Source organism: Limosilactobacillus caccae (assembly GCF_900156885.1).
Taxonomy (GTDB): Bacteria; Bacillota; Bacilli; order Lactobacillales; family Lactobacillaceae; genus Limosilactobacillus; species Limosilactobacillus caccae.
The window spans coordinates 85,361-109,624 of the sequence record NZ_FTOY01000009.1; the positions used below are offsets into that span (position 1 = coordinate 85,361).

Annotated in this window: 25 protein-coding genes, 3 tRNA genes and 1 riboswitch; of the genes, 20 read left to right on the forward strand and 8 right to left on the reverse strand. The window is 45.4% G+C overall.

Going from position 1 to position 24,264, the window contains the following annotated elements; all coding sequences use genetic code 11:
* Positions 1–4: 4 nt before the first annotated feature.
* A complete protein-coding gene (locus CZ502_RS02590; RefSeq protein ID WP_076459554.1) occupies positions 5–577 on the forward strand; it encodes a DJ-1 family glyoxalase III in 573 nt (190 codons plus the stop codon).
* 48 nt (positions 578–625) lie between these two features.
* Here CZ502_RS02590 and mprF read toward each other — a convergent pair whose 3' ends face one another.
* On the reverse strand, positions 626–3,211 hold the full coding sequence (mprF, locus tag CZ502_RS02595; RefSeq protein ID WP_076459555.1) for a bifunctional lysylphosphatidylglycerol flippase/synthetase MprF: 2,586 nt from the start codon (positions 3,209–3,211) through the stop codon (positions 626–628).
* Between the two features lie 159 nt (positions 3,212–3,370).
* Here mprF and CZ502_RS02600 point away from each other — a divergent pair.
* Both CZ502_RS02600 and CZ502_RS02605 read left to right on the forward strand, forming a co-directional pair.
* A tRNA-Asp gene (locus tag CZ502_RS02600) sits at positions 3,371–3,445 on the forward strand.
* Positions 3,446–3,509: 64 nt separating this feature from the next.
* Complete coding sequence (locus CZ502_RS02605) at positions 3,510–4,376, forward strand: RluA family pseudouridine synthase (RefSeq protein WP_076459556.1); 867 nt, start codon at positions 3,510–3,512, stop codon at positions 4,374–4,376.
* A gap of 45 nt (positions 4,377–4,421) precedes the next feature.
* Here CZ502_RS02605 and CZ502_RS02610 read toward each other — a convergent pair whose 3' ends face one another.
* Together CZ502_RS02610 and CZ502_RS02615 are read right to left on the reverse strand one after the other, a co-directional pair.
* The gene (locus CZ502_RS02610) at positions 4,422–5,150 is read right to left on the reverse strand and encodes a DUF4811 domain-containing protein (protein ID WP_076459557.1); all 729 of its coding nucleotides are present in this window, start codon (positions 5,148–5,150) and stop codon (positions 4,422–4,424) included.
* Positions 5,150–6,658, reverse strand: coding sequence for an MDR family MFS transporter (locus CZ502_RS02615; RefSeq protein ID WP_076459558.1), 1,509 nt, complete (start codon positions 6,656–6,658; stop codon positions 5,150–5,152). The genes CZ502_RS02610 and CZ502_RS02615 overlap by 1 nt, the downstream gene beginning before the upstream one ends.
* A gap of 129 nt (positions 6,659–6,787) precedes the next feature.
* On the opposite strand from CZ502_RS02615, the gene CZ502_RS02620 reads away from it, so the two are divergent.
* The 4 genes from CZ502_RS02620 (at position 6,788) to CZ502_RS02635 (ending at position 11,279) form a co-directional block, all read left to right on the forward strand.
* Positions 6,788–7,243, forward strand: a complete 456-nt coding sequence (locus CZ502_RS02620) for a MerR family transcriptional regulator (protein WP_076459559.1) — start codon at positions 6,788–6,790, stop codon at positions 7,241–7,243.
* Positions 7,244–7,317: 74 nt separating this feature from the next.
* The gene (locus CZ502_RS02625; protein ID WP_076459560.1) at positions 7,318–7,659 is read left to right on the forward strand and encodes a hypothetical protein; all 342 of its coding nucleotides are present in this window, start codon (positions 7,318–7,320) and stop codon (positions 7,657–7,659) included.
* Between the two features lie 342 nt (positions 7,660–8,001).
* Complete coding sequence (gene rnjA, locus CZ502_RS02630) at positions 8,002–9,879, forward strand: ribonuclease J1 (protein WP_076459561.1); 1,878 nt, start codon at positions 8,002–8,004, stop codon at positions 9,877–9,879.
* Positions 9,880–10,088: 209 nt separating this feature from the next.
* On the forward strand, positions 10,089–11,279 hold the full coding sequence (locus CZ502_RS02635; RefSeq protein WP_076459562.1) for a CPBP family intramembrane glutamic endopeptidase: 1,191 nt from the start codon (positions 10,089–10,091) through the stop codon (positions 11,277–11,279).
* Between the two features lie 218 nt (positions 11,280–11,497).
* Here the strand turns inward: CZ502_RS02635 and CZ502_RS02640 are convergent, their stop codons facing one another.
* From CZ502_RS02640 to CZ502_RS02655, 4 genes are read right to left on the reverse strand one after another with little or no spacing between them, the layout of a single operon-like run.
* A complete protein-coding gene (locus CZ502_RS02640) occupies positions 11,498–12,151 on the reverse strand; it encodes an amino acid ABC transporter permease (protein WP_076459563.1) in 654 nt (217 codons plus the stop codon).
* 13 nt (positions 12,152–12,164) lie between these two features.
* A complete protein-coding gene (locus CZ502_RS02645) occupies positions 12,165–12,803 on the reverse strand; it encodes an amino acid ABC transporter permease (RefSeq protein ID WP_076459564.1) in 639 nt (212 codons plus the stop codon).
* The gene (locus CZ502_RS02650; RefSeq protein ID WP_076459565.1) at positions 12,803–13,633 is read right to left on the reverse strand and encodes a glutamate ABC transporter substrate-binding protein; all 831 of its coding nucleotides are present in this window, start codon (positions 13,631–13,633) and stop codon (positions 12,803–12,805) included. Before CZ502_RS02650 ends, CZ502_RS02645 begins: the two co-directional genes overlap by 1 nt.
* A gap of 13 nt (positions 13,634–13,646) precedes the next feature.
* Positions 13,647–14,387: an amino acid ABC transporter ATP-binding protein gene (locus tag CZ502_RS02655; RefSeq protein WP_076459566.1), complete on the reverse strand. Its 741-nt coding sequence runs from the start codon at positions 14,385–14,387 to the stop codon at positions 13,647–13,649.
* A gap of 270 nt (positions 14,388–14,657) precedes the next feature.
* Here CZ502_RS02655 and CZ502_RS02660 point away from each other — a divergent pair, with 270 nt between their 5' ends.
* From CZ502_RS02660 to CZ502_RS02670, 3 genes are all read left to right on the forward strand, one after another.
* Positions 14,658–15,134, forward strand: coding sequence for a universal stress protein (locus CZ502_RS02660; RefSeq protein WP_076459567.1), 477 nt, complete (start codon positions 14,658–14,660; stop codon positions 15,132–15,134).
* 175 nt (positions 15,135–15,309) lie between these two features.
* Positions 15,310–15,993: a VIT1/CCC1 transporter family protein gene (locus tag CZ502_RS02665; protein ID WP_076459568.1), complete on the forward strand. Its 684-nt coding sequence runs from the start codon at positions 15,310–15,312 to the stop codon at positions 15,991–15,993.
* Between the two features lie 14 nt (positions 15,994–16,007).
* Positions 16,008–16,700, forward strand: a complete 693-nt coding sequence (locus tag CZ502_RS02670) for a VIT1/CCC1 transporter family protein (protein ID WP_076459569.1) — start codon at positions 16,008–16,010, stop codon at positions 16,698–16,700.
* Positions 16,701–16,740: 40 nt separating this feature from the next.
* On the opposite strand, the gene CZ502_RS02675 is transcribed toward CZ502_RS02670, so the two are convergent.
* The gene (locus CZ502_RS02675) at positions 16,741–17,661 is read right to left on the reverse strand and encodes a cation diffusion facilitator family transporter (protein WP_076459570.1); all 921 of its coding nucleotides are present in this window, start codon (positions 17,659–17,661) and stop codon (positions 16,741–16,743) included.
* Between the two features lie 182 nt (positions 17,662–17,843).
* Between CZ502_RS02675 and CZ502_RS02680 the strand changes: the two genes are divergently transcribed.
* The 10 genes from CZ502_RS02680 (at position 17,844) to CZ502_RS02725 (ending at position 24,244) form a co-directional block, all read left to right on the forward strand.
* Positions 17,844–18,515, forward strand: coding sequence for a metal-dependent transcriptional regulator (locus CZ502_RS02680; protein WP_076459571.1), 672 nt, complete (start codon positions 17,844–17,846; stop codon positions 18,513–18,515).
* 141 nt (positions 18,516–18,656) lie between these two features.
* A complete protein-coding gene (locus CZ502_RS02685; protein ID WP_076459572.1) occupies positions 18,657–18,857 on the forward strand; it encodes a cold-shock protein in 201 nt (66 codons plus the stop codon).
* A 127-nt stretch (positions 18,858–18,984) separates the two neighbouring features.
* Positions 18,985–19,740: a threonine/serine exporter family protein gene (locus CZ502_RS02690; protein WP_076459573.1), complete on the forward strand. Its 756-nt coding sequence runs from the start codon at positions 18,985–18,987 to the stop codon at positions 19,738–19,740.
* Positions 19,741–19,751: 11 nt separating this feature from the next.
* The gene (locus CZ502_RS02695; RefSeq protein ID WP_076459574.1) at positions 19,752–20,225 is read left to right on the forward strand and encodes a threonine/serine exporter family protein; all 474 of its coding nucleotides are present in this window, start codon (positions 19,752–19,754) and stop codon (positions 20,223–20,225) included.
* Positions 20,226–20,276: 51 nt separating this feature from the next.
* Positions 20,277–20,951: a phosphatase PAP2 family protein gene (locus tag CZ502_RS02700; RefSeq protein ID WP_076459575.1), complete on the forward strand. Its 675-nt coding sequence runs from the start codon at positions 20,277–20,279 to the stop codon at positions 20,949–20,951.
* Between the two features lie 53 nt (positions 20,952–21,004).
* On the forward strand, positions 21,005–21,484 hold the full coding sequence (locus tag CZ502_RS02705; RefSeq protein WP_076459576.1) for a GNAT family N-acetyltransferase: 480 nt from the start codon (positions 21,005–21,007) through the stop codon (positions 21,482–21,484).
* Between the two features lie 21 nt (positions 21,485–21,505).
* Positions 21,506–21,680, forward strand: a riboswitch (Lysine riboswitch).
* Between the two features lie 112 nt (positions 21,681–21,792).
* Positions 21,793–23,271 carry an amino acid permease gene (locus CZ502_RS02710; protein WP_076459577.1) on the forward strand — a complete coding sequence of 493 codons (1,479 nt, stop codon included), beginning with the start codon at positions 21,793–21,795 and terminating at the stop codon, positions 23,269–23,271.
* Between the two features lie 100 nt (positions 23,272–23,371).
* Positions 23,372–24,013, forward strand: a complete 642-nt coding sequence (locus CZ502_RS02715; RefSeq protein ID WP_076459578.1) for a deoxynucleoside kinase — start codon at positions 23,372–23,374, stop codon at positions 24,011–24,013.
* 64 nt (positions 24,014–24,077) lie between these two features.
* Positions 24,078–24,150 (forward strand) — tRNA-Val (locus tag CZ502_RS02720).
* A 10-nt stretch (positions 24,151–24,160) separates the two neighbouring features.
* A tRNA-Leu gene (locus CZ502_RS02725) sits at positions 24,161–24,244 on the forward strand.
* The last annotated feature ends 20 nt before the right edge of the window (positions 24,245–24,264 follow it).

Consider the following 24,264-nt stretch of genomic DNA (forward strand, 5'->3'; position numbering starts at 1 on the left):
TATTTTGACAAAAGTTGCAGTGATGTTTGCACCAGGTTGTGAAGAAGTTGAAGGATTGACGATTATTGATGTGTTACGCCGGATGGGGATTGACGCCACGATGGTTGGCTTAGAAGATACCCATGTTCCGGGGGCACACGGGATTGAGCTGACCTGTGATACGGTAATGGACGACCACTTGCTTGACTATGACCTAGTTGCCTTTCCTGGTGGTCGTGGTGGCGCACAGAAGCTTCGCGATAATGAGCAATTAATGGCGTTAATGCAAAAGCGTCATGCACAGGGAAAGTGGAATGCGGCAATGTGTGCGGCACCAATTGCCCTTGCCCGTTACGGTTTACTTGATAACCGTGATTACACATGCTTCCCTGGATTCAACGATGAAGTTGCGAAAATGACAACCAATGCTAACTTTAAAGAAGACATTACGGTTGTCGATGAAGAAGGAAAGATTGTCACTAGCCGTGGCCCAGCAACGGCCCTGGCCTTTGCTTACCGGATTGCGGAAGTTTTAGGCTACAAGACTGATGAAATCAAGCATGAAATGCTATATGACTACTTGATGGAGCAAAAATAAAAAAGGCGTTGCGCGATGGTAATTTACCATCAAGCGCAACGTCTTTTCTTATGCTTTCAGCCACCAGAAGATTGTCCGGCGGTTTTGCTGGTCGATTCGTTGGTTGACGACGCTGACAAGGATTAGCATTGTGCTGACCAGTGAGTTCTTCTTCCGAAAGGCGGTATAACGGGAGAACCAATCAGTCGCGTACTTGTCTTTATAGTGCCGTAAGCCTTGGAAACCGTATAAACGGTAGCCGTATTCATAAATGAAGTGGGCGGCTTTTTCTTCAATAAAGCTAAACTGGTATTCACCAACGTTTGATAGTGGGGCCATCCCCAGATCAAAATAGGTGTAGCCATTTTCTTGTCCGTATTGATACATGCTGATAAAGATCTTATCCATAATCCCTGATGGGGCGTCCTTGCTGTGGCGCATCAAGTCGATGGTTAAAATCTCCTTCCCACCGGTTGGCATGAAGGTTGCAAAAGCGACCATTTTACCATCCTGGTCACGGACGATGCCGACGGGTGCCTGGTTAATGTAGTAAGGATCAAAGAAGCCAAGCGAAAAGCCCTTTTCAACTTCATTGCCTAGCCAGCTATCAGAAACTTGCTTCATTTCCGCCAGTTGGTCGTCACTGAATGGCGGCTGTTCGACAGAAAAGCTGTACCCCTCACGGTCAAATTTATGCATTAGTGCCCGTTGTGACCGTTGCTTTTTGCCGGCAAGGGTAAAGTCAGCAAGTTTTACCAGTCCAGTCTCACCGGTCTTGATAAAGTCAAAACCAAATTCATGCAGGAGCATGGTCATCTCACTAGAGACTTCGTAAAAGACAAGTTGGTAGTCATATTGGTCAGCTTCACGGACAAACTGCCGCAGTGCTGGCCGCCAGCTATCCCGGTCACCAACTGGGTCGCCCATGATGATGAGGCGGTCGTACTTTCGCCGGTACATGAAGAATAGTTTGTCGTGGTCGTCTTCCTTGTAGTAGTAAATGGCCTTATCGCGAAGGAAGGCAAGGTGGCTAGTCTCACTCCCACCATACTCATCGATAATTGCCCGGACCCGGTCAGCATTAAAGACGATGTCCAGATTGAACGGGTCCTTGCCGGTCGTAAAATAGCGGAGAATAACTAAGATTAATAACAGACCGAGCAAGAGACCAAATAAGCCTGAGAACCAGATCTTTTCCCCAGGGAAAAAGAGAAAGTTAGGTAAGTGGTGCTTGCTAGTGTACTGGGGAGTGTTAATCACGCCGACGAGGACATAAAAAAGGCAGGACCCAGCAAAGATCAAACTATCAATAGTAAACTTACCGATGGAATACTGGAGCTTTTCCCGGTAGAGGACGTGTCTGGACATCAAGACCAGGATTAACACGATAATCAGGTAAATCGTCAACCCCCAAGTACCAAGGTTCCAAATTGTGTTGGCAATCCCGATTACCAGCAAGATAAGGGTTGGCAGGTAGGCCCGTTTGACCTTCGCCTGGAGTCCCCGGGCACAGGCGAGCATTGCCAAAGCAAAGAGCACTGTGGTGAGCTGGTGGAGGAAGAAGAAGGTGTAGGGGTATAAGTGGGCGATTAGCTTGTTTTGTGCTGTTAAATCCGGAACAGATGCCGTAATCAACATCAAGAGCCCCGACACATACATAAAGGCGGTGATGAGGAAGTAGGCAGTCTTGCGCACCATTAGCAATGGTAAGCCGTCAAAAAATTGGTTCAGTTGGTTGGCAAGGTTATGGATAAACATTCCACCCGCAAAGATCAGCGGCACGACGTAGTAAAAGATCCGGAAAAGCAAGAGCCAGATGACCGACGTTGTTTGGGGGATGCCCAGTAGGGATAGTTCTAACATCATTAAGATGTCAAACGACCCTAGCGCCCCGGGGATCATTGATAAGACCCCTAGTACTTGGGCGACGACGTATAGTGGCAACACATTGATTAGGTTGTCATGAACACCGAGACACCAGCCGATCAATAGGAAAAAGAGGGCGACAAAGAGCCATTCACAAGTCGAACTGGCAACCAAAAAGGACCCTAATTTTGGAGTGACATCATTAAATACTTTGTTATTGTGGATGACAGTGAAGTAATAGACGACGGGGAAATAAAGTCCCCCACCGACAAGCCATAGTGCGTAATGGTTAAAGTGGCCGCCATCGTGAAAGATAAACATAATAATCAACGCGAGCCAGCACAGGACGGACAGTCCCGACAATAAGAAGACGGCGATTTTCGATATGGCGAGCAGGATCTCCTTTTTAGTTGCGTTTTTGCGGTAAAAATAAGCACGCAGGGTGGAACCAAGAATTCCCCCGAAACCAGCAATATTAGTCAAGGTGTTGGTAATCCAGCCGCAACGAATGATGTAACCCTTCTTAAATTTCCCGGGTAATAAATGGGTGATTGCAACGTCATAGCCGAGCATCGGAATGACTGCAATGCAACCAGCGACTAATAAAAGTAAAATTTTCTCCCATGATAAGTCTGTTAGGCCGACCCCGACATCGTGCCACTTAACAGTTTTAAAGAAGTTACCGAGGGCGTGAATAACAAAAATAAGGACGGACGTAACGAAGACGACCTTAATTATTTTTGCGTATTTGAGCCACCAGTGTTCAAGGCGAGTGCCCCACTGTTGCATTAAAAACTCCTCCTTAAATAAAATAGTTGTAATAATTTAATTATAAACGATTGCCTGTCATCATGATAGCTAGTGGGGCTCGGAAATTATTTTAATTAAATTGCAAATTGTTGTTGACTATTAAGAGAAAGTTCCGTATACTTTTAGATGTTGTCAAATGGTCCGTTGGTCTAGTTGGTTTAGGACGCATCCCTGTCACGGATGAGATCACGAGTTCGAGTCTCGTACGGACCGTATAATTTAAGCAAAGGCTGGGAAGGATCCCAGCTTTTTTTGTACACTAATTAAGGAGGAAAATATGGAAAACACGTGGGTTTATCAAGGTAGTGAGCCAATCAAGATTAAAAAGTACCTGCAACAACTAGGAATGGGCCACCGCTTGTTTAATGACTTAAAAAATGGGCAGGGGGAGTTTCTTGTTGACCACCGTCAAGTGCGCCCAACGACGAAGATCCTTCCTCACCAACCATTGACGGTGCGGGCCCAGGCAGAGCCAGCTGATGAGTCGGTTGCCATTAGCAATGAACCATTAGTGATTGTTTATGAAGATGCCAACTGGTTGGTAATTGACAAGCCGGCCGGTGTCACTTCTGTTCCGGGACCAACGGTAGCAAATGGGACGGTTTTAAACCGGGTAAAGGGCCATTTGCTTACGCAGAATTCACCAGACCTGCGGCCCCATTTGATTACCCGTCTTGACCGGTTTACCGGTGGCTTGCTTTTGGTTGCTAAGCACCACGTTGCTTCTAGTATGATCAGCCAGCAGGTTCAACAACATAAGATGCTAAAAGAATACACAGCCCTCATTGGGGGACAGCTAAGTGATGACCATGGCGTAATTGATAAGCCAATTGCCCGTCGTGAAGGGCAGGCTGCCCGGGTGATTGCTGACGATGGGCAAAAGGCATTGACAGAATACTGGCGAGAAGAGCAGGGTCCAGATTGGACAAGGGTGCGGGTTCAATTGCATACTGGGCGGACGCACCAAATTCGGGTCCACTTTGCAGCGATTGGCCACCCCTTAATCGGTGACCACCTATATGGTGGCGACACTAGTAAGTACGACCACCAAGTACTGCACGCAAGTAAGATCAGCTTTACTGATCCGTTTACCCTTAAGCAGCTGACGTTTACGTCAAAGCTGCCGACGATGTTTAATGAATAATAAAAATGCTGGCGAAAAAATAATTCGTCAGCATTTTTATTATCCTTATTTAAGTTGTTGCAACATTTGTTTAACGGCTTGTGACTGGAACTCTTCTTCTGCTTGCTTCGAGACAGTTTGAATTTGTTCCGCTGTCATTGTTGGATTCTTTTGCATTGCGGCCTGGACCTTGCTAGTAACAAAGGCCTGCCCTTGTTGTTGGGCCTGTGCTTGGGCCTGCTTACCGGTCGTGGAGTGGGCAAACTTTCCTAGTTTGTCCGCTTGCTTGGTAGTGATCTTTACGTAAGTCCGCGGATATTCGAGGGTGTTTGTCCGCTTAACTAACGTCCCATCCATCCCCGACCAAGCATACAGCATTTTATAAAAGTCATTCTTGTATTGCCAACGGGTCTCCTTTGTTACCATTTGCGGGTTAGCATTATTGACCCACTTGATTTTACTAGTCGTAAACTCATTGGCTTGCGTATGGTTAGGGGTCTTTTGCTTGACCTTGGTATTATAGATGTACACATCATCCTGGCCGTTTTTGCCGACTGGTTGATAGAGGGCAAGGGGCATTGGCGAATTGGAAGCGGAATAAATTCGTTGGACCTTCGTCGTCGTGACCTGTTCCATTCCAAAGTGGTGGCTGTAGTTCAGCGTCATCAATGTTGTCGAGAGGACAAAGATAACCCCGGTGATGATCTCAAGGGTTAAACGGAGTGTCCGTTGGTTGATGAGCATTACGCTAATGAAGAAGCAGATTGCTCCAAGAAAAGTTAGGATGATAACCATTACTTAGCACCTCCCTTATCTGCAGAACCAATGATGTCCTTGCTGTCGATCCGGGGGTGAATCCCGTTACCGCTCGTAACGAAGAAGGTCAAAATCAGTCCAATAATTGAAAAGACAATTGCGAACCAGAAGGCCGCATGGTAACCCATTAGCGTTGCATCAAACATCTTCGCCTTGTATTGCAATGGGGCCTGCGCCAATAATGAGTGGGCAGGCTTATTGCTATTGGTAACATTGGTTAAGACGGAAATCATCACGGCAGTCCCCACCGAGGTAGCAACCTGCCGGATCGTGTTGTTAACCGCTGTCCCGTGGGAAATTAAATTAAATGGTAAGGAGTTCATCCCTGCCGTAGTGACCGGCATCATTACCATTGAAATCCCAAACATCCGCACGGCGTACAGGAAGACAATATAAATGGTGGGCGTATCCCGGGTGATAAAGGCAAATGGTAAGGTCCCAACAGTGAGGATAAACATCCCCGTAATGGCCAGGCGCTTTGCCCCGTGCCGGTCGAAGAGGTTCCCGGTAATTGGGCTCATGACCCCCATGAAGATGGCCCCAAACAAGAGTGTCAAACCAGAATGGAAGGCGGACATTCCGTGGATGATTTGGAGGTAAAGGGGAATAACTAATTCGACCCCGACCATGGCCATCATGACGATTGAACTCAAGATAGTAGCAAGGGAGAATTCCTTACTTTCGAAAACCTTAAATTCAAGGAATGGTTCATCCAGCTTGTTTTGGCGAAGGACAAGGAAGCAGACAAGGATTGCCCCAATAATGATTGTTGAGATAACGAGGGGACTAGTCCAACCCTTATCACCAACGCTTGAGAAACCGTAGAGCATGCTCCCAAAACCGAGGGTCGAGATGATTACGGAAACAATATCGAGGTGCGGTTTCCGGTTAGGGATAACATTTTTAACCAGCACAAAGCTAGCGATAATAACCACGGCGGCGATTGGGACGATCATCCCAAAAAGCCACCGCCAGTTAAAGTTGTCAATGACCCATCCGGAGAGGGTCGGACCAATCGCAGGTGCTAGTCCGATGACTAAGCCGTTGACCCCCATGGCAGCACCACGTTTTTCAGGCGGGTAAATTGTCAGCATGATGTTTTGCATCAGGGGCATGTTAATACCAACCCCCACTGCTTGGATTAGCCGGCCACTCAAAAGGACCGGGAAAGTTGGTGCTAGCCAGGACATGACTGTCCCGACCTCAAAGATTGACATTGCGATAATAAACAAGCCTTTAGTATTGAAGCGGCTACTAAGGTATGCACTAATCGGGATCATGATCCCGTTGACCATTAAGAAGCCGGTTGTCAGCCATTGAACTGTTGAAGTGCTGACATTAAAGGCGTCCATCAATGCAGGAAAAGCAGTTGAAAGAATCGTCTGGTTTAAGATCGTACAAAAAGCCCCGATTAATAAGACCAGGACCATTAATGAACGGTTATAACTCTTACCGTTGATATCAACTGCTTGTTGATCTTGATTCACTAAAAATTACCCCTTTTCTTTTTTCGATAATGTGAAGAATATAATACTATTTGATATCCTTGTCAAATAATTTGACAAAATTCACAAAGATTTGGTAATTTATACTATGATTTAGGACGGAGGGATTAGATGGACTTGTTGACAAAGAACTTTCGTAAAATGATTATTGAAAATGCAAAGCAATTAAAGGTTACGATGAGTGAGATTGCCTGCGTTACGGGGGTCTCGACTAGTCAGCTCCGTTACTGGGAGCGCAAGGGTTACATTGCTTCGAAGCAAGATGAGCAAAATAAGAACCATTACTTTAGCTTAGTGACCCTCTTTAAGGTAAGCATAATTAAAATGTACTTAGATGAGGGCTATACCCTTGCAGTCGCAGTACAAAAAGAGCGTGAACGGCGTAACTACCATGATATTTTTCAGCAGTTTATTGCTGACTGCGTGATGGGCGTTAGTGAAGAAAACGGGCAGGGGCGAGTTGACCTCGGCCCATTGAGCGATGACCCGGGCAAGCGAGTAGTAGCGATAATTGAAGATGGGAAGACGAAGTTAAAACTTTTTCCCAACAGCGACGAAGAAAATTAACGTTGCGCCAACTTTGTGGTAAGGTTGATTATGGCGACATACTACAATAAATGTTCAGAAAGGGACGACGATTTATGGCAGAATTGAATTACGTAGAATTAACTGGCGAAGCTAAGGAGACAGCATTACGGTCATTTATTAATTTTTATGTGCATCAATTTGCTAATAATAGTTTGGAAATTCTTGGTTCACACGCGTCAAACGGTGTAATGGCAACAATCAATGAGATCCTTCAACAATATAACTTTATGGGACACCGGGAATTGGTAGAGTTGAGTTACAAGTTGAGTAAGCCAGCCTATGAAGAAATTCTTGAAGAACTGACTGATGTTAAGTACAGCGAAGACGGTGAACCGGTCATTGACTGGGAACAAGCGTGGGAAGAGAAGGAAGAAAAGCTTCCAGAAGAAGATTAATCGTATCAATAAGGGCTGAGGAAAATTGCTATCCCCGGCCTTTTCTTTTGCCGCTGGTAATTAAAGCGTAGCGACCGATTAGTAATTCATTTTGTGCCACCGGTTGCCTGCCTGTAGCTAATTAGATACTTTTGGTTTTCCCCCGGTGAATTTTAATTGTCATTTACTACCGTCCCTTTTATAGATGTGGTAGAATAATATTAGTTTTTACGTACGGAGTTAAATAAAAAATAAGTGCCAAAACATAATAACAACAACCGACCTTGCCGATGACAAAGCGGCTCTTTTGGCTTACTTAAATTTCCGTGAAATGCTACAAATAAAAAAGGAAAGAAAGGTATTATGGCAAAGTTAAAAATAAAGAACAATGAAGTTGCCTTTTACGCCATGGGTGGACTTGGCGAAATTGGTAAGAACATGTACTGTGTACAATTTCAAGACGAGATTATTGTGATTGACTGTGGGGTTTTATTCCCCGAGGATGAGCTTTTAGGGGTCGACTACGTCATTCAAAACTACGACTACCTAATAGAAAATAAGGATAAGATCAAGGGAATCTTTATTACTCACGGACACGAAGACCACATCGGTGGGTTACCATTCTTCTTGCAAAAAGTTAATGCTCCAATTTATGCGGGGCCATTTGCGATGTCCCTGATTAAGGGTAAGCTTGAAGAAAAGCACCTATTACGGAATGCCGAACTTCATGAAATCAACGAGTTTGACGAGGTTCACTTTAAGAAATTATGGGTTAGCTTCTTCCGGACGACCCACTCCATTCCAGATACATTAGGGGTAGCTGTTCATACACCGCAAGGAACGATTGTCCAGACGGGGGACTTCAAGTTTGACTTGACCCCGGTCGGCAACCTTCCTGGGCCAAACTTACAACAGATGGCAAAGCTCGGTGACGACGGGGTTTTACTGTTGACTTCCGACAGTACTAATGCTGAGCGGCCAGAGTTTACCAAGTCTGAGCGGTGGGTCGATATCCATATTCGCCGGATTTTTGAACGAATCAAGGGCCGGATTATTTTTGCCTCATTTGCTTCTAACGTTTACCGTTTACGGGAAGCATCGGATGCGGCGATTGCGCAGGGGCGGAAGATTGCAGTCTTTGGCCGGAGTATGGAAAATGCCATTGGGGCTGGTCAAGAACTTGGCTACCTCAATATCCCCAAGGACTCACTAATTGACCAAAATGAGATCAATAATTACCCACCAGAAAAGGTATTGATTATGTGTACTGGGTCCCAGGGTGAACCGATGGCGGCCTTGAGCCGGATCGCAAACGGGACCCACCGGCAGATTACAATTCAACCGGGCGACACGGTCGTCTTCTCAAGTAACCCAATTCCTGGCAATACGACCAGTGTTAACGCCTTGATCAACAAGCTTGAAGAAGACGGTGCCAATGTTATCCACGGTTATGTTAACAACATCCACACCTCTGGACACGGTGGTCAGGTTGATGAAGAATTTATGCTTCGCCTAATGAAGCCGAAGTTCTTTGCCCCGGTCCACGGTGAGTACCGGATGCAAAAGATCCACACTAAGTTAGCGGAAATGACCGGGGTACCAAGACAAAATAGCTTTATCCTCGCTAATGGGGATGTTTTAGCCCTGACGAAGGACTCTTGTCGGCTGGCTGACCATATCGATAGTGTCAGTGACGTCTACATTGATGGTCGTGATGCTGGTGATACAGTTGGTAATCCAGAAATTAGGGAACGGCGCCTGCTTTCTGAAGAAGGGGTTGTGACGGCAATTGCGGTTGTTGACTTGAAGGACTACCAGATTGTTGCTGGACCAGATATCGTTTCTCGAGGCTTTGTCTACATGCATGAGTCACAAGAATTAATCAAGGCAGCTAATCACGAAGTATTCTGGGCAATCCTGAACACCTTTAAGAACCACAAGCATGTGGATCAACGGGTATTAAACCGGACAATTATCAGTCGGTTGCAAAAGCTGCTTTATGATCGGACCGGTCGGCGGCCAGTGATCATCCCAATGGTAACAATCCTAAATGGTAACAACCGGGCAGAAAACCAACACTACCGGCGGCCAACTACCAAGAAGGAAAAGGGACAAAAGCACGCTAAGAGTGACCACCAAAATGGTCAACACAACAACCGCCGCAATTCCCAGCACCACGGCAAGAAGAAGCCAGCGGTCGCGAAGGAAAAACAAGTGGTTACAGCTGGTGAACAGAAATAATATTATCGAAGGGAAGACGTTGTCATAGCGCCTTCCCTTTTTCTTTTATCTTTTCCATTGTTCCCCCGAAACCGCTAGGCCTAATTTTTAGCTTGCTTTATCTTTCGACCACAAATTGGTGTTTTCTTCTTAAATCTAAGTTAATTGTTTGGTATGATCGTAGTTAGCAATTATTTTTTATTCACAATATTTGAGAGGGTGAGAAAGAGATGACCGGAAACGATTATTTGAAAATCTGGTACCGGGTCCAGCTAGGGGCAATGCTGGTAATATTGGCCATGATGATGATTCGTAATATCGAATTACACCGGCGGTTGATTTCGCTGGCATTAGTCATCATGGTCGGGGTACTGGCAATTGGGTTGGCAGTTGAGCTGATGGACCAGCAGCTGCCGATGATTGTGCGAAAAGTGAATGCGTGGTTGCAGGTGATTGCCCAGCCACTTATCCTGGTGTTCGCCTGGGATGTGATTGTCAGAGAGATCATCGTGTTGCTCCACCTTCCGTCGCGGGGGGTTGTGACGATGATGATCCTCTACTACCTGATCATGTTTGCCCCGTTTGCGAACGTGATTGGTGAGCTGATGGATTGGACCATCGAACGGCTAGTCTTCGTTGTTTGGCTAGCCCAGGTGGTGTTTACGCCACTGATTGCCCTGCCGACGGACCTGGTTGATAACAGCTTCTTGTTAACTGCCTTGTCAACGGGGGCAGTTGGTGCCGTGGCGTTCTTTGTTTTGACGACAACGGTGATGAGAACTTGGCGGCTGTCATGGCCAGGCTTGAAGCCCCATTGGAGTGGTGACTTTAACTGGTGGATTTTAGGCGGCCTTGTCGTCGTTGCCCTTGGCTACATTGCCCTAAATAGCGGTGAGATGCCAAGCCTTGCTAATGCTAGTTGGGAATTTACCTTATCTGCTTTTGAGGCGGCAGTGATGGAAGAATCGTTGTTCCGCTTTGCAATCTTGGGGATTCTCTTTTACGCCTGGCGTAATGTCAAGCAACGGCTTCCCCTGGCGCTCGTGACAAGTTCTGTTTTGTTTGGTGTTGTCCACCTGACCAATTATGGCTCCCAGGAATGGTCGATGACGGTCTTACAGGCAATCACCGCTGCCGGAATTGGCTTATTCTTCGCGACGGTGTATGTTTACACTGGCCAGTTGTGGTTAGCGATGATGATGCACTTCTTACTTGACTGGACAGCCTTTATTGCCTCTGATTCGACCTTAATGACCGGGAAGGTGACGATGGCGGATTGGATTAGCACCGCAATTGAGTTACTGGTCTTTGGCGGAATCACCGCCTGGATGATGTTTGGTCAACGGCGGAAAGTAATGGAACGGCACGTCGACCGGCTGACCGGAGACAAACAACGCTTTGGCTTTATGGTTCAGTACTAAGCTGATCGTTTGTGAAAATTGATGATATCAAAGGGGCTGGGAAGAAACCATGTTTCTTCCCAGCCCCAGTTTTATCTCCGAATATTACATAGTAATCGCGGGAAAAAAGCGAGCCCCTCAAGGGTAACTACGGACAAACGTCGGCCCGTACCGTGCCAACGTCCGTCCTAGGTTACCCCACCGGGGCTCCGAGAAGCTTTTTTCCCAGCTTGTTTTATTTAAGCAATGTGTTTATGGAGGTAGTTTGCAAATAGTGATAGCGAGTAACAAACGATGAAGTATAGTACTGCCAGTGCAACGAACATCGGAATGATGTAGTTAGTGTTTTGCCCGTAAATTATCTGGGCGTGGTACATCAATTCTGGTAAGACGATAATCGTTGCGAGAGAAGTATCTTTGACCAAGGAAATAAACTGGCTGACAAGGGCGGGCATCATGTTCTTGATCGCTTGTGGCAAGACGATAATGCGTAATGCCTGCCACCTGGTGAGCCCGTTTGCTAGCGCCCCTTCTGTTTGGCCGTAGTCGATTGAATTAATTCCTGACCGCACGATTTCGGCAACCATTGATGATTCAAAAATCGACAGTGCCATGATTGCAGCCGGGATGATCTCTGGCTTGATCCCAATGTTTGGCAGACCGAAGTAGGTAAAGAAGATGATTAGCAGCAACGGGAGGTTCCGAATGATATCGATGATGAAACCGATAATTGCTGAAAGGTATTTAATCTTTGCGTAACGGATAATGCCAAGAATCGTCCCCAGGATGAAGCTGAGGATGATGGAGATTACTGAAACTTCAATTGTGATCCATAGTCCCTGCAGGAGGAAGCGGATATTGATCCATGAATAAGCATCGATAAAGTTTTGCATCTATAATTCCCCCTTAAGCTAGCTTCTTTTCGAGGTAACGCATGTAATAACTCAACGGGAGGGTGATGATTAAGTACATGATTCCCACAATAAAGTAAGTTGGAATGGTTGCCAGGGTATCGTTAGCAATTAAATTTCCTTGGTACATCAGGTCAAATCCCGCGACAAAGGCCAATACAGATGAGTTTTTAACCAGGTTAATAAACTGGTTTCCCAACGGCGGAATAACGACTTTAAATGCTTGGGGCAGGATAATGTAGCGCATCGCCTGGTTGTAGGTTAAGCCATTAGCGAGGGCCCCTTCTAACTGTCCGTGATCGATTGAGTTGATTCCGGCCCGGACCGTTTCAGCGATGAATGCGGAGGTATAGAGGGTCAGGCCAATCGTCCCGGCGGTAAAGCCATTGATCTTGACGATATACATCGGGATGATTAAGAAGAAGGCCATGGTAATTACCAGTAGCGGAATATTACGGAATACTTCAACGTAAACATGGCCGATAATCGAGACAACTTTGTGTTGTGAAATTTCCAAAAGAGCAAAGAGCGTTCCAATAATAAGGCTCCCGACTAAGGCAATCAGGCTACAAAGAATGGTGTTCCATAGCCCAATCAAGAGGGGATGCCACTGACTTGCGATTAAACTTAACATTAGCGTTTCATCTCCTGGTAATTAAATCCTTTGACGTTCCCAAACCACTTGACCAGCAAGCGGTTATATGTCCCGTCTTTTTCAACCTGTTCAAGGGCCCAGTTTAACTTCTTGCGGAAGCGGTCCTGGTTCTTGTTAACAGCAATCCCGTATGGCTCCTTGGTGAAGTTACCACCAACGACTTCGTAGCCGGGGTTTTCCGCGGCCATCCCGTAAAGAATTCCGTTATCAGTAGTTAGGGCGTTTCCCTGCTTGGACTTCAAGGCGGTCATTGCTTGTGCATAATCAGAAAGTTGTAAGACTCGTGCTTTTGGAGCGTACTTTGCAACGTTTTTAACTGAGTTTGAACCAGCAACCCCGAGGATTACTTTGCCCGGTTTATTTAAATCGCTAATGTTCTTGATTGGACTGCCCTTTTTAACGAGGAGGGACTGTCCGGCATCAAAGTAGGAATGGGTGAAGTCAACTTGCTTGGCCCGTTCGGGAGTAATTGTCATTGTCGCCATAATGGCATCAATGTTCCCGTTTTTTAGCAATGGCACCCGGGTCCCGCTTGTGACTGGGACAAAGGTACACTTGCCATCGGGGCCGAGGATCTTCTTGGTCATTGCCTTTGCCAGGTCAATTTCAAACCCTTCTAGTTTACCAGTCCGGATGTTTTCTAAACCAAATAAGCGGGTATCAGCCTTGACACCCCAGGTGATCCGGTTGCTTTGCTGGTCGGCGGTAAGGACATCCTTTTTTGAAACCGATGAGCTACAACCACTGAGGGTTAATAGGGTTAGCAGGCAAATTGCGCCGAGGCTAATTAGTCGCGAAAATTTTTTCATGACGAATGCCTCCCTAGTGTCCACTGATCTTACTCATGAATTCACGAGCACGCTCAGTAGAAGGTTGGTCGCCAAAGAACTTTTCGGTTGAATCGTCTTCTAGAATCCGGCCATCAGCCATAAAAATTACCCGGTCAGCAACCGCCCGTGCAAAGCCCATTTCGTGGGTCACGACGAGCATGGTCATGTTAGAATTCTTGGCGATGTCTTTCATTACGTCGAGGACGTCGTCGATCATTTCCGGATCAAGGGCACTGGTCGGTTCGTCAAACAGTAAGCACTTTGGCTTCATGGCGAGGCTCCTTGCAATTGCGATCCGCTGCTTTTGTCCCCCAGATAATTGGGCGGGCATGCTGTCTGCCTTGTTGGCAAGACCGACTTTTTCTAATAGCTGCATTGCCAACTCGCGGTTTTCATCTTCCGGCCGTTTAAGAACAATCCGCGGTGCTAACATTATGTTTTCTAAGACCGTTTTATTGTTATAAAGGTTGAAGTGCTGGAAGACCATTCCAACATCTTTGCGAATAAGGTTAACGTTTGTTTTCTTATCTGCTAAATCGAAGCCGTTCACAATTAACTGGCCATCCCTGATCGGGTCAAGACCATTAATTGTCCTAATTAGACTACTCTTCCCCGAACCGGATGGGCCAATTAGAACCACCGTTTCCCCCGCATCAATATTTAAATTGATGTCCTTTAGTGCGTGAAACTTTCCATAATACTTTTGCACATTATGGAATTCAATCATTGACATGACTACTCCCCATTTCGGTGTTAAATTTTTTATAAACGTTTACTATTATAGGCCTTGTCAAGAAAAGCGTCAAAAAGGTTTAGGTGGGGCTTAATTTAGCCTAGCTAATAGTTATTTTATCTAATAAAATACTTTTGTTTTAGGAAGACCAAAAATAATTATTTACAAAATTAAGATAAGTAGTAACATAGTGAGTGAAGAAGTTGATTTAACGAAGAGGAGCGAGTAAAGCTTAATCGTTAAATGAAGAACATAGAGAGGAGAATACTAATGTTCGAAATTAAGCCAAAGAAGTTCAAGAAGATCCTCGTTGGTGTTGACGATGCGCCTGATGCCCGTGCCGCTTTTTCATACGCGGTTGATAAGGCTAAGCGTGATGGTTCAGAACTGGGAATTGTATCAATCTTAGAAACGGATCGGGTTAATGTATACCAAATCCTTGATAAGGATTACGTTCACAGCAGTGAGGAAGAATTGCGGAAGCGGGTTAACGAATATGTCCAAGCGGCAATTGATTATGGTGTTGACCCTAGCAAGATTACGGGAATTGTTGACCATGGTGAGCGGCCAGCAGAACGGATCTGTAACCACGTTATTCCAGCATTCCAGCCTGACTTATTAGTTGTTGGTTCCATTGGTAAGTGGGGTAACCGGAAGGCAGTTGGGTCACAGGCTTCTTACATGACCCGTCATGCTGGGACGTCAGTCTTTGTAATCCGGACCACGGCAGTAGAACATTACGAATAATAAACGACCACTACTGTTCTTAAGTAAAGGCGGCTGAGTTAATTCTCGGTCGCTTTTTACATCTAATCACAATTTTTAATCTTTCTAAACTGACGAAGAAAGATGGTTGAATTTAGTTGTATTTCGCTTTCTCTATGTTATAATGATTCTAAATTATTTGAGGGAAGGGATAGGTATGCCCAAGAAAAAAATGTCTTTAGCCCAAAAGATTAACGTGTTACGGGCAAGCGTAATGGGCGCAAACGACGGGATTATTTCGATTGCGGGGATCGTTATTGGGGTTGCCGCCGCAACAAGCAATTCTTATTCAATTTTGATTGCAGGTTTATCCGGGACACTGGCCGGAATGATTTCGATGTGCATGGGAGAGTACGTCTCAGTTTCGACACAAAAGGATTCGCAAAAGATGGCCTTGATTAGTGAACGGCAGCGACTCGAAGACCAGTACCAGCAAGAGTTTAACTATGTTCAAAAGAAATACGAAGCCCAAGACATCGATCCGGAACTTGCTAAGCAAGCGACAAAAGAATTGATGGCTAAGGATGCTTTGTCAACGGTAGTCCAGGAACGGTACGGCTTTAACCCAAAGGAGTTTACTAGTCCGTATGCGGCAGCGATTGCTTCATTCATCTCGTTTCCGTTAGGTTCGATTTTACCAATGGTGGCGGTAACGGCTGCCCCAGCAGAGGTACGGATTTTAGCGACGGCGATTGCGGTCCTCATTGCATTATTAATTACCGGCTACCTGGCGGCTGTCCTTGGTAAGTCTGACCGCCTTAAGTCGATGATTCGTAACGCTGCGGCGGGACTGCTGACAATGGGTGTTACGTACCTGATCGGTCAGTTGTTTGCACGGTAGGGAGATGAGAATTGATGGCTACAAAGACTAAAAAGCGGCAAAAGCAAACGATGGAAGAGAAGCTGAACACGTTACGTGCTGGGGTATTAGGCTCTAACGATGGGATTTTGACGGTTGTCGGGGTCCTCGTTTCGGTTGCTGCCGCAACAAGCGATAATTTCACAATTTTTATTGCAGGTTTATCAGACTTATTAGCCTGTGCCTTTTCGATGGCCTCTGGTGAGTATGCTTCGGTATCGACGCAAAAGGATACTGAAAAGTCCGCCGTTGCCCAAGAGAAACAGTTGTTAAAGACAAACTTTGCTGATGAATTAGCAGTCGTCCGTGACTACTATATTGAAAAAGGGGTTAGTCCCGAAACATCAATGGCAATTGCCAAGGACTTACTGAATAAGAAGCCATTGGAGACCATCGTCCGGATTAAGTATGACATTGAATTAGGCCACTACTTGAATCCGTGGGATGCAGCATTTTCTTCACTGTTTTCCGCTGCAGCGGGGGGGCTATTCCCATTGATGGCAATGACCCTCGCCCCAGAAGCTTACAAGTGGTACGCTGTGATTCTCGCCGTTGCCCTAACTAGTGCATTGACTGGATACATTAGTTCTAAGCTCGGTAACGGGTTGGTCAAGATTGCGGTAATCCGGAATATCATCATCGGGCTGATTACGATCACGATCCACTATGGTGTTGGTAAGTTATTCTAATAAAAAAATCTCGCAGCCATGAGCGGCTAGCGAGATTTTTTTATTTTTTGAGGCCATTGCCATTAATAACATTCTCTTCATCAACGGGGGTGTTAAATAATTCCTCATCGCGACCCCGGTGATATTCGGCTTGGATCGTTACGTGGCAGATTCCATATTTATCGTGCAAGGTCTTTTCAACCTGACTGTAAATATTTTCGACCTGACTGAGTGGCATGTCTTCACAATTTAAGTGGAGGGAAAAAATAATCCGGTGTTCGTCAATCATCCAGGCGTGAACGTGGTGAACAGCATTTACCCCATCGATTTGTTTGAGGTCATGTTCAATCGCATCGTAATCTAGGTCTGGTGATGATTGCATCAAGATCTTAATTGTTTGGATAATGATTGGGCATGCTTCATAAGCGATGTAAAGAGCGACCCCCACGGTTAAGGCCGGGTCAAGCCAGGGAACATTAATGAAGGTTAAAATAATTCCACCGATGATGACGGCAACCGAGGAAAGGGCATCACTTAAGACGTGGAGGTAAGTGGCCTTGACGTTAAGACTATCCTTACTACCGGAATGAAGTAAGATTGCGGAGACAAAGTTGGCGAGTAAGCCGATCACCGCCACGGTCAGCATAATTCCCCCGTTGATGTGTTGCGGGTGTTGGAACCGTTTGACCGCTTCAACGATCAAGAAGACAGCGATGATTATCAGCAGCGCACTGTTGGTGAGGGCGGATAAAATCTCTGCCCGCCGGTAGCCGTAAGTACGTTGACGATTTTCCGGTTGCCCCCCAATGTGTTGCGCAAAATAACCAAGAATAATTGAGAGGGAGTCACCGAGGTTATGAAAAGCATCTGATAAGAGCGCTAAACTTCCCGACAAAATCCCCCCGACAATTTCAACAACAGTAATTAAAACATTTAGTAGGGTCACCGCCAAAAAGCGTTTTCCCGTTACTTTTTCTTCCATCTGTGGTTGCTCCTTTACATTAGCAAAATGTAAATTTAGCGAAAAGCTGATAACAAAAAAGTTAGGCTTTCCAAACTACACTTTTAATAATATGCTATAATCAATTTGGGTTCAATGTTATTATCAAAAAACATAGACTGACCGATCGAAGGCCAAATTTTAATACCCAGAGGTGAAACAATTTGACTCCAATGAAGGAAGACTACCTAAAAATCATTTTTGAATTAGGCGGTAGTCACAAAAAAGTTTCTAATAAAGAGATTTCCCTTGGACTAGGAATTGCCGCTGGATCAGTTACCGAGATGATTTCCAAGTTGGCTGACGAAGGGCTTGTTGTTCATGAACCATACGCTGGTATTTCGTTAACCGAAAAAGGACAAAAGTATGCTGCCGAGTTGGTTCGAAAGCACCGTTTGTGGGAGACCTTCCTAGTTGATAAGCTCCACTACAACTTTGCTGATGTTCACTCGGAGGCAGAAATTTTAGAGCACCAGACGAGTGACCGGCTGGCAACTGCCTTAGATACCTTTTTACAACATCCAGACCATTGCCCACACGGGGGAGTAATTCCCTCAGCTAATGGCAAGTTTCCTGATGTTACCCACCGCCTGTTAGCAGATGCCGATGATGGCGAGACAGTTGAACTAGAGCGGTTCTTAGATAATCACGAACTGTTAACTTATCTTGAAGAGCTTGGCTTGCGGCCACAAGAACAAGTCAAGGTCATCCGTCATGAACCATTTGAAGGTCCAGTAGTAATCAAGAAGCAGGAAAGCGATAAAGAGATTAGCGTGTCTTACAAGGCATCCCACAATATTTTTATCGAGCCGGATAAGCCACAGCAGAATGACTAGGTAAATAGTGGCTGGTATGGTATAATAGTTACTGTAGTTTTTTTAAGTGCGGTTAGTTCGGTTGTTTCATTGCAATGGATTCTCTTCACCTGAGACGATTACATATTTTTATTAGTGCGAGATGCACAGGAGGATTCCAAGATGGAACAAGGAACTGTTAAATGGTTTAATAACGACAAAGGTTACGGCTTTATTAGTCGTGACAGTGGTGATGACGTCTTCGTTCACTTTTCAGCGATCCAAGGCGATGGCTTTAAGTCATTAGAAGAAGGTCAACATGTGACATTTGACGTTGAAGAAGGCGACCGTGGTCTCCAAGCGGCAAATGTTGTTAAAGCCTAATTAACAATAACTTACCTCAAGCAGGAAGAATCGGGACTAGCTGATTCTTCCTGCTTTTTTCGATGTTGAGCTTAGCAGCAAAAATGTGGATAATAAAGGGCATATATTTAATGAGGCGGTGAGGCAAATGCTGACAAAAAGAAGGCGGGCACTAGCATTGAAAACCTGCTTGCTGGCTGGAAGGATCTTAATCGAAAACGGTTCTAACATGGAACGGGTCAATGATACCCTTTCCCGAATGGCGACTAGTGCTGGCTTACATAATTTTGAGGCTTTTACAACGGTCACGGGGATTGTTGTTGGCACCATTGACGAGCCGCATGCGCAGGTAATTACGATCCGCCGGCGGAAAAATGATTTGAGCAAAATCGCTGACGTTAATGAAGTTTCCCGGGAACTTGCCCGGCACAAGATTGATGTTCCCCAGGCTTTAGCAAAATTAAAGCTAATTGACCGCCAGCAAATGCCCCGGTGGCAAAATTGGTATGAAGCATTGGCCGCCGCAATCCTAAGTGGGGCATTGATGATTGCTTTTACTGGCAATATTGCAGACTCGTGGGCCGGCTTTATTACCGGTGGCTGTGGTTATGCGGCCTTTTCATACCTGCTACGGAAGTTTAAGATCCAGTACCTTGGGGAATTTTGCTCGTCGCTTGTGATTGGCATTCTCGCGGTGATTTTTGTCAAGTTAAACCTCGCAAACAACATCAATGACATTATTATCGGGGCGGTTATGCCACTAGTGCCAGGGGTGCCCTTGACCAATGCAGCGCGAGACCTTGTTTCCGGCAACTTAATTAGCGGGCCAACCCGGGGGATTGAGGCAGTCTTAACCGCAGTCTCGATTGGGAGTGCAATTGTAATTGTCTTGCACTTTAATTAAGGAGGAACAGTATGAATTGGGCTAATATTATTTTTCAATTTATCCTCTGCTATGTTTCGACCGTCTGCTTCGGGATTCTTCTCCACATTCCCGTAAAGGCTTATAATGCAGCCGGCTTGATTGGTGGTGGGGTCTGGGTAATCTACTGGATTTTGTATTATCACCGGGGAGTCGACCTGGCCTTTAGCAACCTGCTCGCCGCAATTCTTATTTCCCTTCTGAGCCAAGCCGCTGCCCGCCGGTTACGGATGCCAATTATCGTGTTCAACGTTCCCGCCCTGGTGCCATTTGTGCCCGGGGGACAGGCCTATAAGATGGTGCGGAACTTTGCAATTGGCAATTACCATTTGGTGAGTGTCTACTTTTACCAGGTCGTCGTCATCGTCGGGGCGATTACCCTTGGCTTTGGACTGGGCGAGCTGATGAACCGGGTGCTTAATTATGTCCGTCAATATTTAATCAAAAAGTCCCGCTTCAATTCATAACAGTGTGGTATACTCAACTTTGATTATCTTAGATTAGGAGAATTTAACATTATGTTTATTGAACGTGATAGCCATCGCTGGTGGCGCTTTGCTTTAAGCGGTGGTTTCTTTATTGCCTTGATGCTGTTAATTATGTTTAACTCATCGGTGGTGACAATGATTGACGCCGTTTTGCAATCATTATTTACCAGCCAACGGCTTGAATCGATTGGCTGGTTTCATGCCTTAATGACGTTAATGTCATTTCTTGCCGAACCCAAGCTTGATCTAGTGTGGGTTTTGATTATTGCGGTTGTTCTGTGGGTTAAGCATTACCGGATTTCTGCTCTGTGGGCGTTAGGAACAATCTTTGGGGGCGATGTGTTTGGCGAAATTTTCAAGCACCTTGTTAAGCGGGTACGGCCGGCACAACACCTTGCAGCTGATGATGGCTACAGTTTTCCTAGTGGGCACACCCTGGGGATCTTTTTAGTCGTTGCCATCCTATTCTTAGTAGTAATTCCGCTGATTCAAAAGGCATCAACAAGGGCGATCTTGCAGATCCTGCTTATCTTTGCGGTCTTCTTCTTAGCGGTGTCGCGGGTTTACTTATACGCCCACTGGCCATTTGATACGGTAGGGGCAATGCTACTTGCTTACGCATGGTTACAAGTTGCTGAGTGGCTGTATGTTGCCTTTGCACCACGGTTACAACAGCTGCCGTTGTTTAGAAGTGCTGAAATCTAATAATAAAAAGGCTGGTTTTTCCAGTCTTTTTTATTATTTCCCGGGAAATGAAAATGAGAGTTAAAACTAAACGGTTAATATTACAGAGTGTTAGCAGCGATGATGATATTCAAAGACTGGCGACGTTGTTGGCTGATCCCTTCTTAGCGGATCAAGTAGGGCTGCTTTTGCCGGAAACGAAAGTTGAACGCATTGCCGCAATTAAGATGTTGGTAAAGGGGAATCATGTCTTATTGATTAATCACCCGGCTAACGGCGATTTACTGGGGATGATTGAACTCAGTGTTTATCATGGCGAGGAAGGCGAAATTCTTGCCCATCAATATGAACTCGGCTACTTATTGGCAGAAAATGCCCGCAATAATGGCTACATGACAGAGGCGGTGCGGGGGATGATTGAGTTATTGCCCGGCGGTACAATCTTGCACGCAATAGTGCGTGAAGAAAATACACCATCGCGGCGTGTCTTAGCAAAGTGTGGCTTTACGAGTGAGGATAATAAACATTGGATCTTGCATAAACTTGCAATTTAAATTCAGTAGGGTATAATTTCATCAAGATGAAGAGGTTGCATATTTTATCAGTAGCCCTTGCTAGGTGGATAAGCGCCGTAGCACTGGTGAAAGGGAAATATGCCGAAACAGTACTAGCCTTATCACTAGTAGCTGTTGGGCCATCGTCATAATAGGCGGTGGACTGTCGCAGATTTTGCGGGGCGCTTCCTAATTTGATTCAACAATGACGGATATAAAAGTTGGGTCTTCTGGTTGGGTTACCGAGCAGAAGGCCTTTTAATTTGTCCTCTGCAAATAGCAAATGCAAAAAATGGAGGAATTTTTTTATGGCAAATGACACAAAGTCGACCGGTCATATTGAACGGACGCTTGAAACGCGACACTTATCAATGATCGCTCTTGGGGGAACGATCGGGACTGGGCTATTTATTGCTAGTGGGTCTGCAATTTCTACTGCCGGGCCTGGTGGTGCACTTGTCGCATATGCTGTGATGGGAATTATGGTTTACTTTTTAATGACTAGTCTTGGCGAGATGGCAACGTATATGCCACTGACTGGTTCATTCTCGGCTTATGCGACGAAGTTTGTTGATCCCGCACTGGGATTTGCCCTTGGCTGGAATTACTGGTTTAACTGGGCAATCACAATTCCGGTTGATGTTACAACCGCCGGAATTGTGATGAATTACTGGTTGCCGAATGTCCCTGGCTGGGTATTCAGTTTGGTCGTAATGATCTTGATTTTCGTGATTAACTATCTTTCTGTCCGTTCTTATGGTGAGACTGAGTTTTGGTTGGCACTGATTAAGGTCGTGACCGTTATTGTCTTCCTTGTTGTGGGGGTTGCAATCATCTTTGGAGTGATGGGTGGCCACCAGCCAGTTGGGTTAAGCAACTTCCACTACAAGCAGGCCCCATTTGTGGGTGGTGTGCCCGCAATCATCAGTGTCTTCCTCGTTGCTGGTTTCTCATTCCAGGGGACAGAAATGATTGGGATTACTGCTGGTGAAGCAGCTACTCCCGAAAAGTCAGTTGCAAAAGCAATTCATTCCACTTTCTGGCGGATCCTATTGTTCTACATCCTGGCAATTTTTGTAATTGCATGTATTTTGCCATATACAGATAAGAACTTATTAAACCAGGACGTTTCAAACATCACGATGAGTCCATTTACAATTGTGTTCAAGCGGGCCGGGCTTGCCTTTGCCGCTAGTGTCATGAACGCGGTTATCTTAACTGCCGTTATCTCAGCTGCTAACTCTGGCCTCTATGCCTCAACCCGGATGCTTTATTCTCAGGCACGGGAAGGTTATGCCTGGAAGATTTTTGGTTACGTAAACCGGCGGGGAATTCCAATTTATGCCTTGCTCGGCACGATGGTTGTTTCCCTAGGGGCGTATGCGACGCAATTTATCGGTCCCCAAGCATACAACTACTTGATTGGGGCTTCCGGGTTGTGTGGTTTCATCGCTTGGCTGGGAATTGCGATTTCTCACTTGCGGTTCAGACGGGCCTTCTTGAAGCAAGGTCACACCCTTGATGAGTTGAAGTACCACGCAACTGGCTTCCCATTCGGACCAATCTTTGCCTTACTTCTTTGTATCGTGGTTATGTGTGGGCAAAATGTCGATGCCTTCATCAAGATGGACTGGCAAAACATTTTGATCACTTACATGAGTGTGCCGTTGTTCTTGATCTTATTCCTCTACTACAAGATTCGTTACAAGACGCATCTCATCCCCCTAAAGAAGGTTGACTTGTCAAAGAAGACCAAGGGTGAATCATACGAAGCAAAAGAAGATTAGTAAAAAAGAGCGAAAAAGGAAACTTCCTTCTCGCTCCTTTTTAGTTTAAATGTTAGAATAACTTTCGTGACTTTTGAAATTAACAGGAGGAAATAATTAAATGATTGCTTTAGCTGGAACAATCGGTGCTGGAAAGACTAGTTTAACGCAACTGTTGGCAGACCATCTTCATAGTCAAGCTTTTTATGAATCAGTCGATGACAATAAGATTTTGCCATTGTTTTATAAGGATCCCCAAAAGTATGGCTTCTTACTCCAAATCTACTTCTTAAATAAGCGTCTTGATGAGATCAAGAATTCTTACGACAACGATTTAAATGTCTTAGACCGGTCAATTTTTGAAGATGCACTCCTGTTCAAGCTTAACGCTGACATGGGGCGGGCAACGGAGACAGAATCGGACATTTACTCGTCACTCCTAAAAAACATGATGGAAGAATTACCAGAACAACACCATCAAAAAGCCCCTAACCTTTTGATCACGATTAAGGTATCATTTGAGACGATGCTTGAACGGATTGAGAAGCGGGGCCGTTCATACGAACAGATTGCTAATGATCCATCACTTTACTCTTACTACAAAAACCTTAATGAACGCTACACAACCTGGTATGAGCAGTATGACGAAAGTCCTAAGATGATGATCGACGGGGACAAGTATGACTTTGTTGAAGATGAGCAAGCGGCAAAGCAAGTTTTGGCGATGATTGATCAAAAATTAGTTGAATTGAACCTTAAATAGGGTTTGACAATTATTTGGATGGATGGTATATTAAATAGGCTGATTTATATCGACAGCCTATTTTGGAGGATTAGCTCAGTTGGGAGAGCATCTGCCTTACAAGCAGAGGGTCACAGGTTCGAGCCCTGTATCCTCCATTTATTTTTTGCGGATGTGGCGGAATTGGCAGACGCGCAAGATTTAGGATCTTGTATCATTTATGATGTAAGGGTTCAAGTCCCTTCATCCGCATTTAATATTTTGAAAATTAT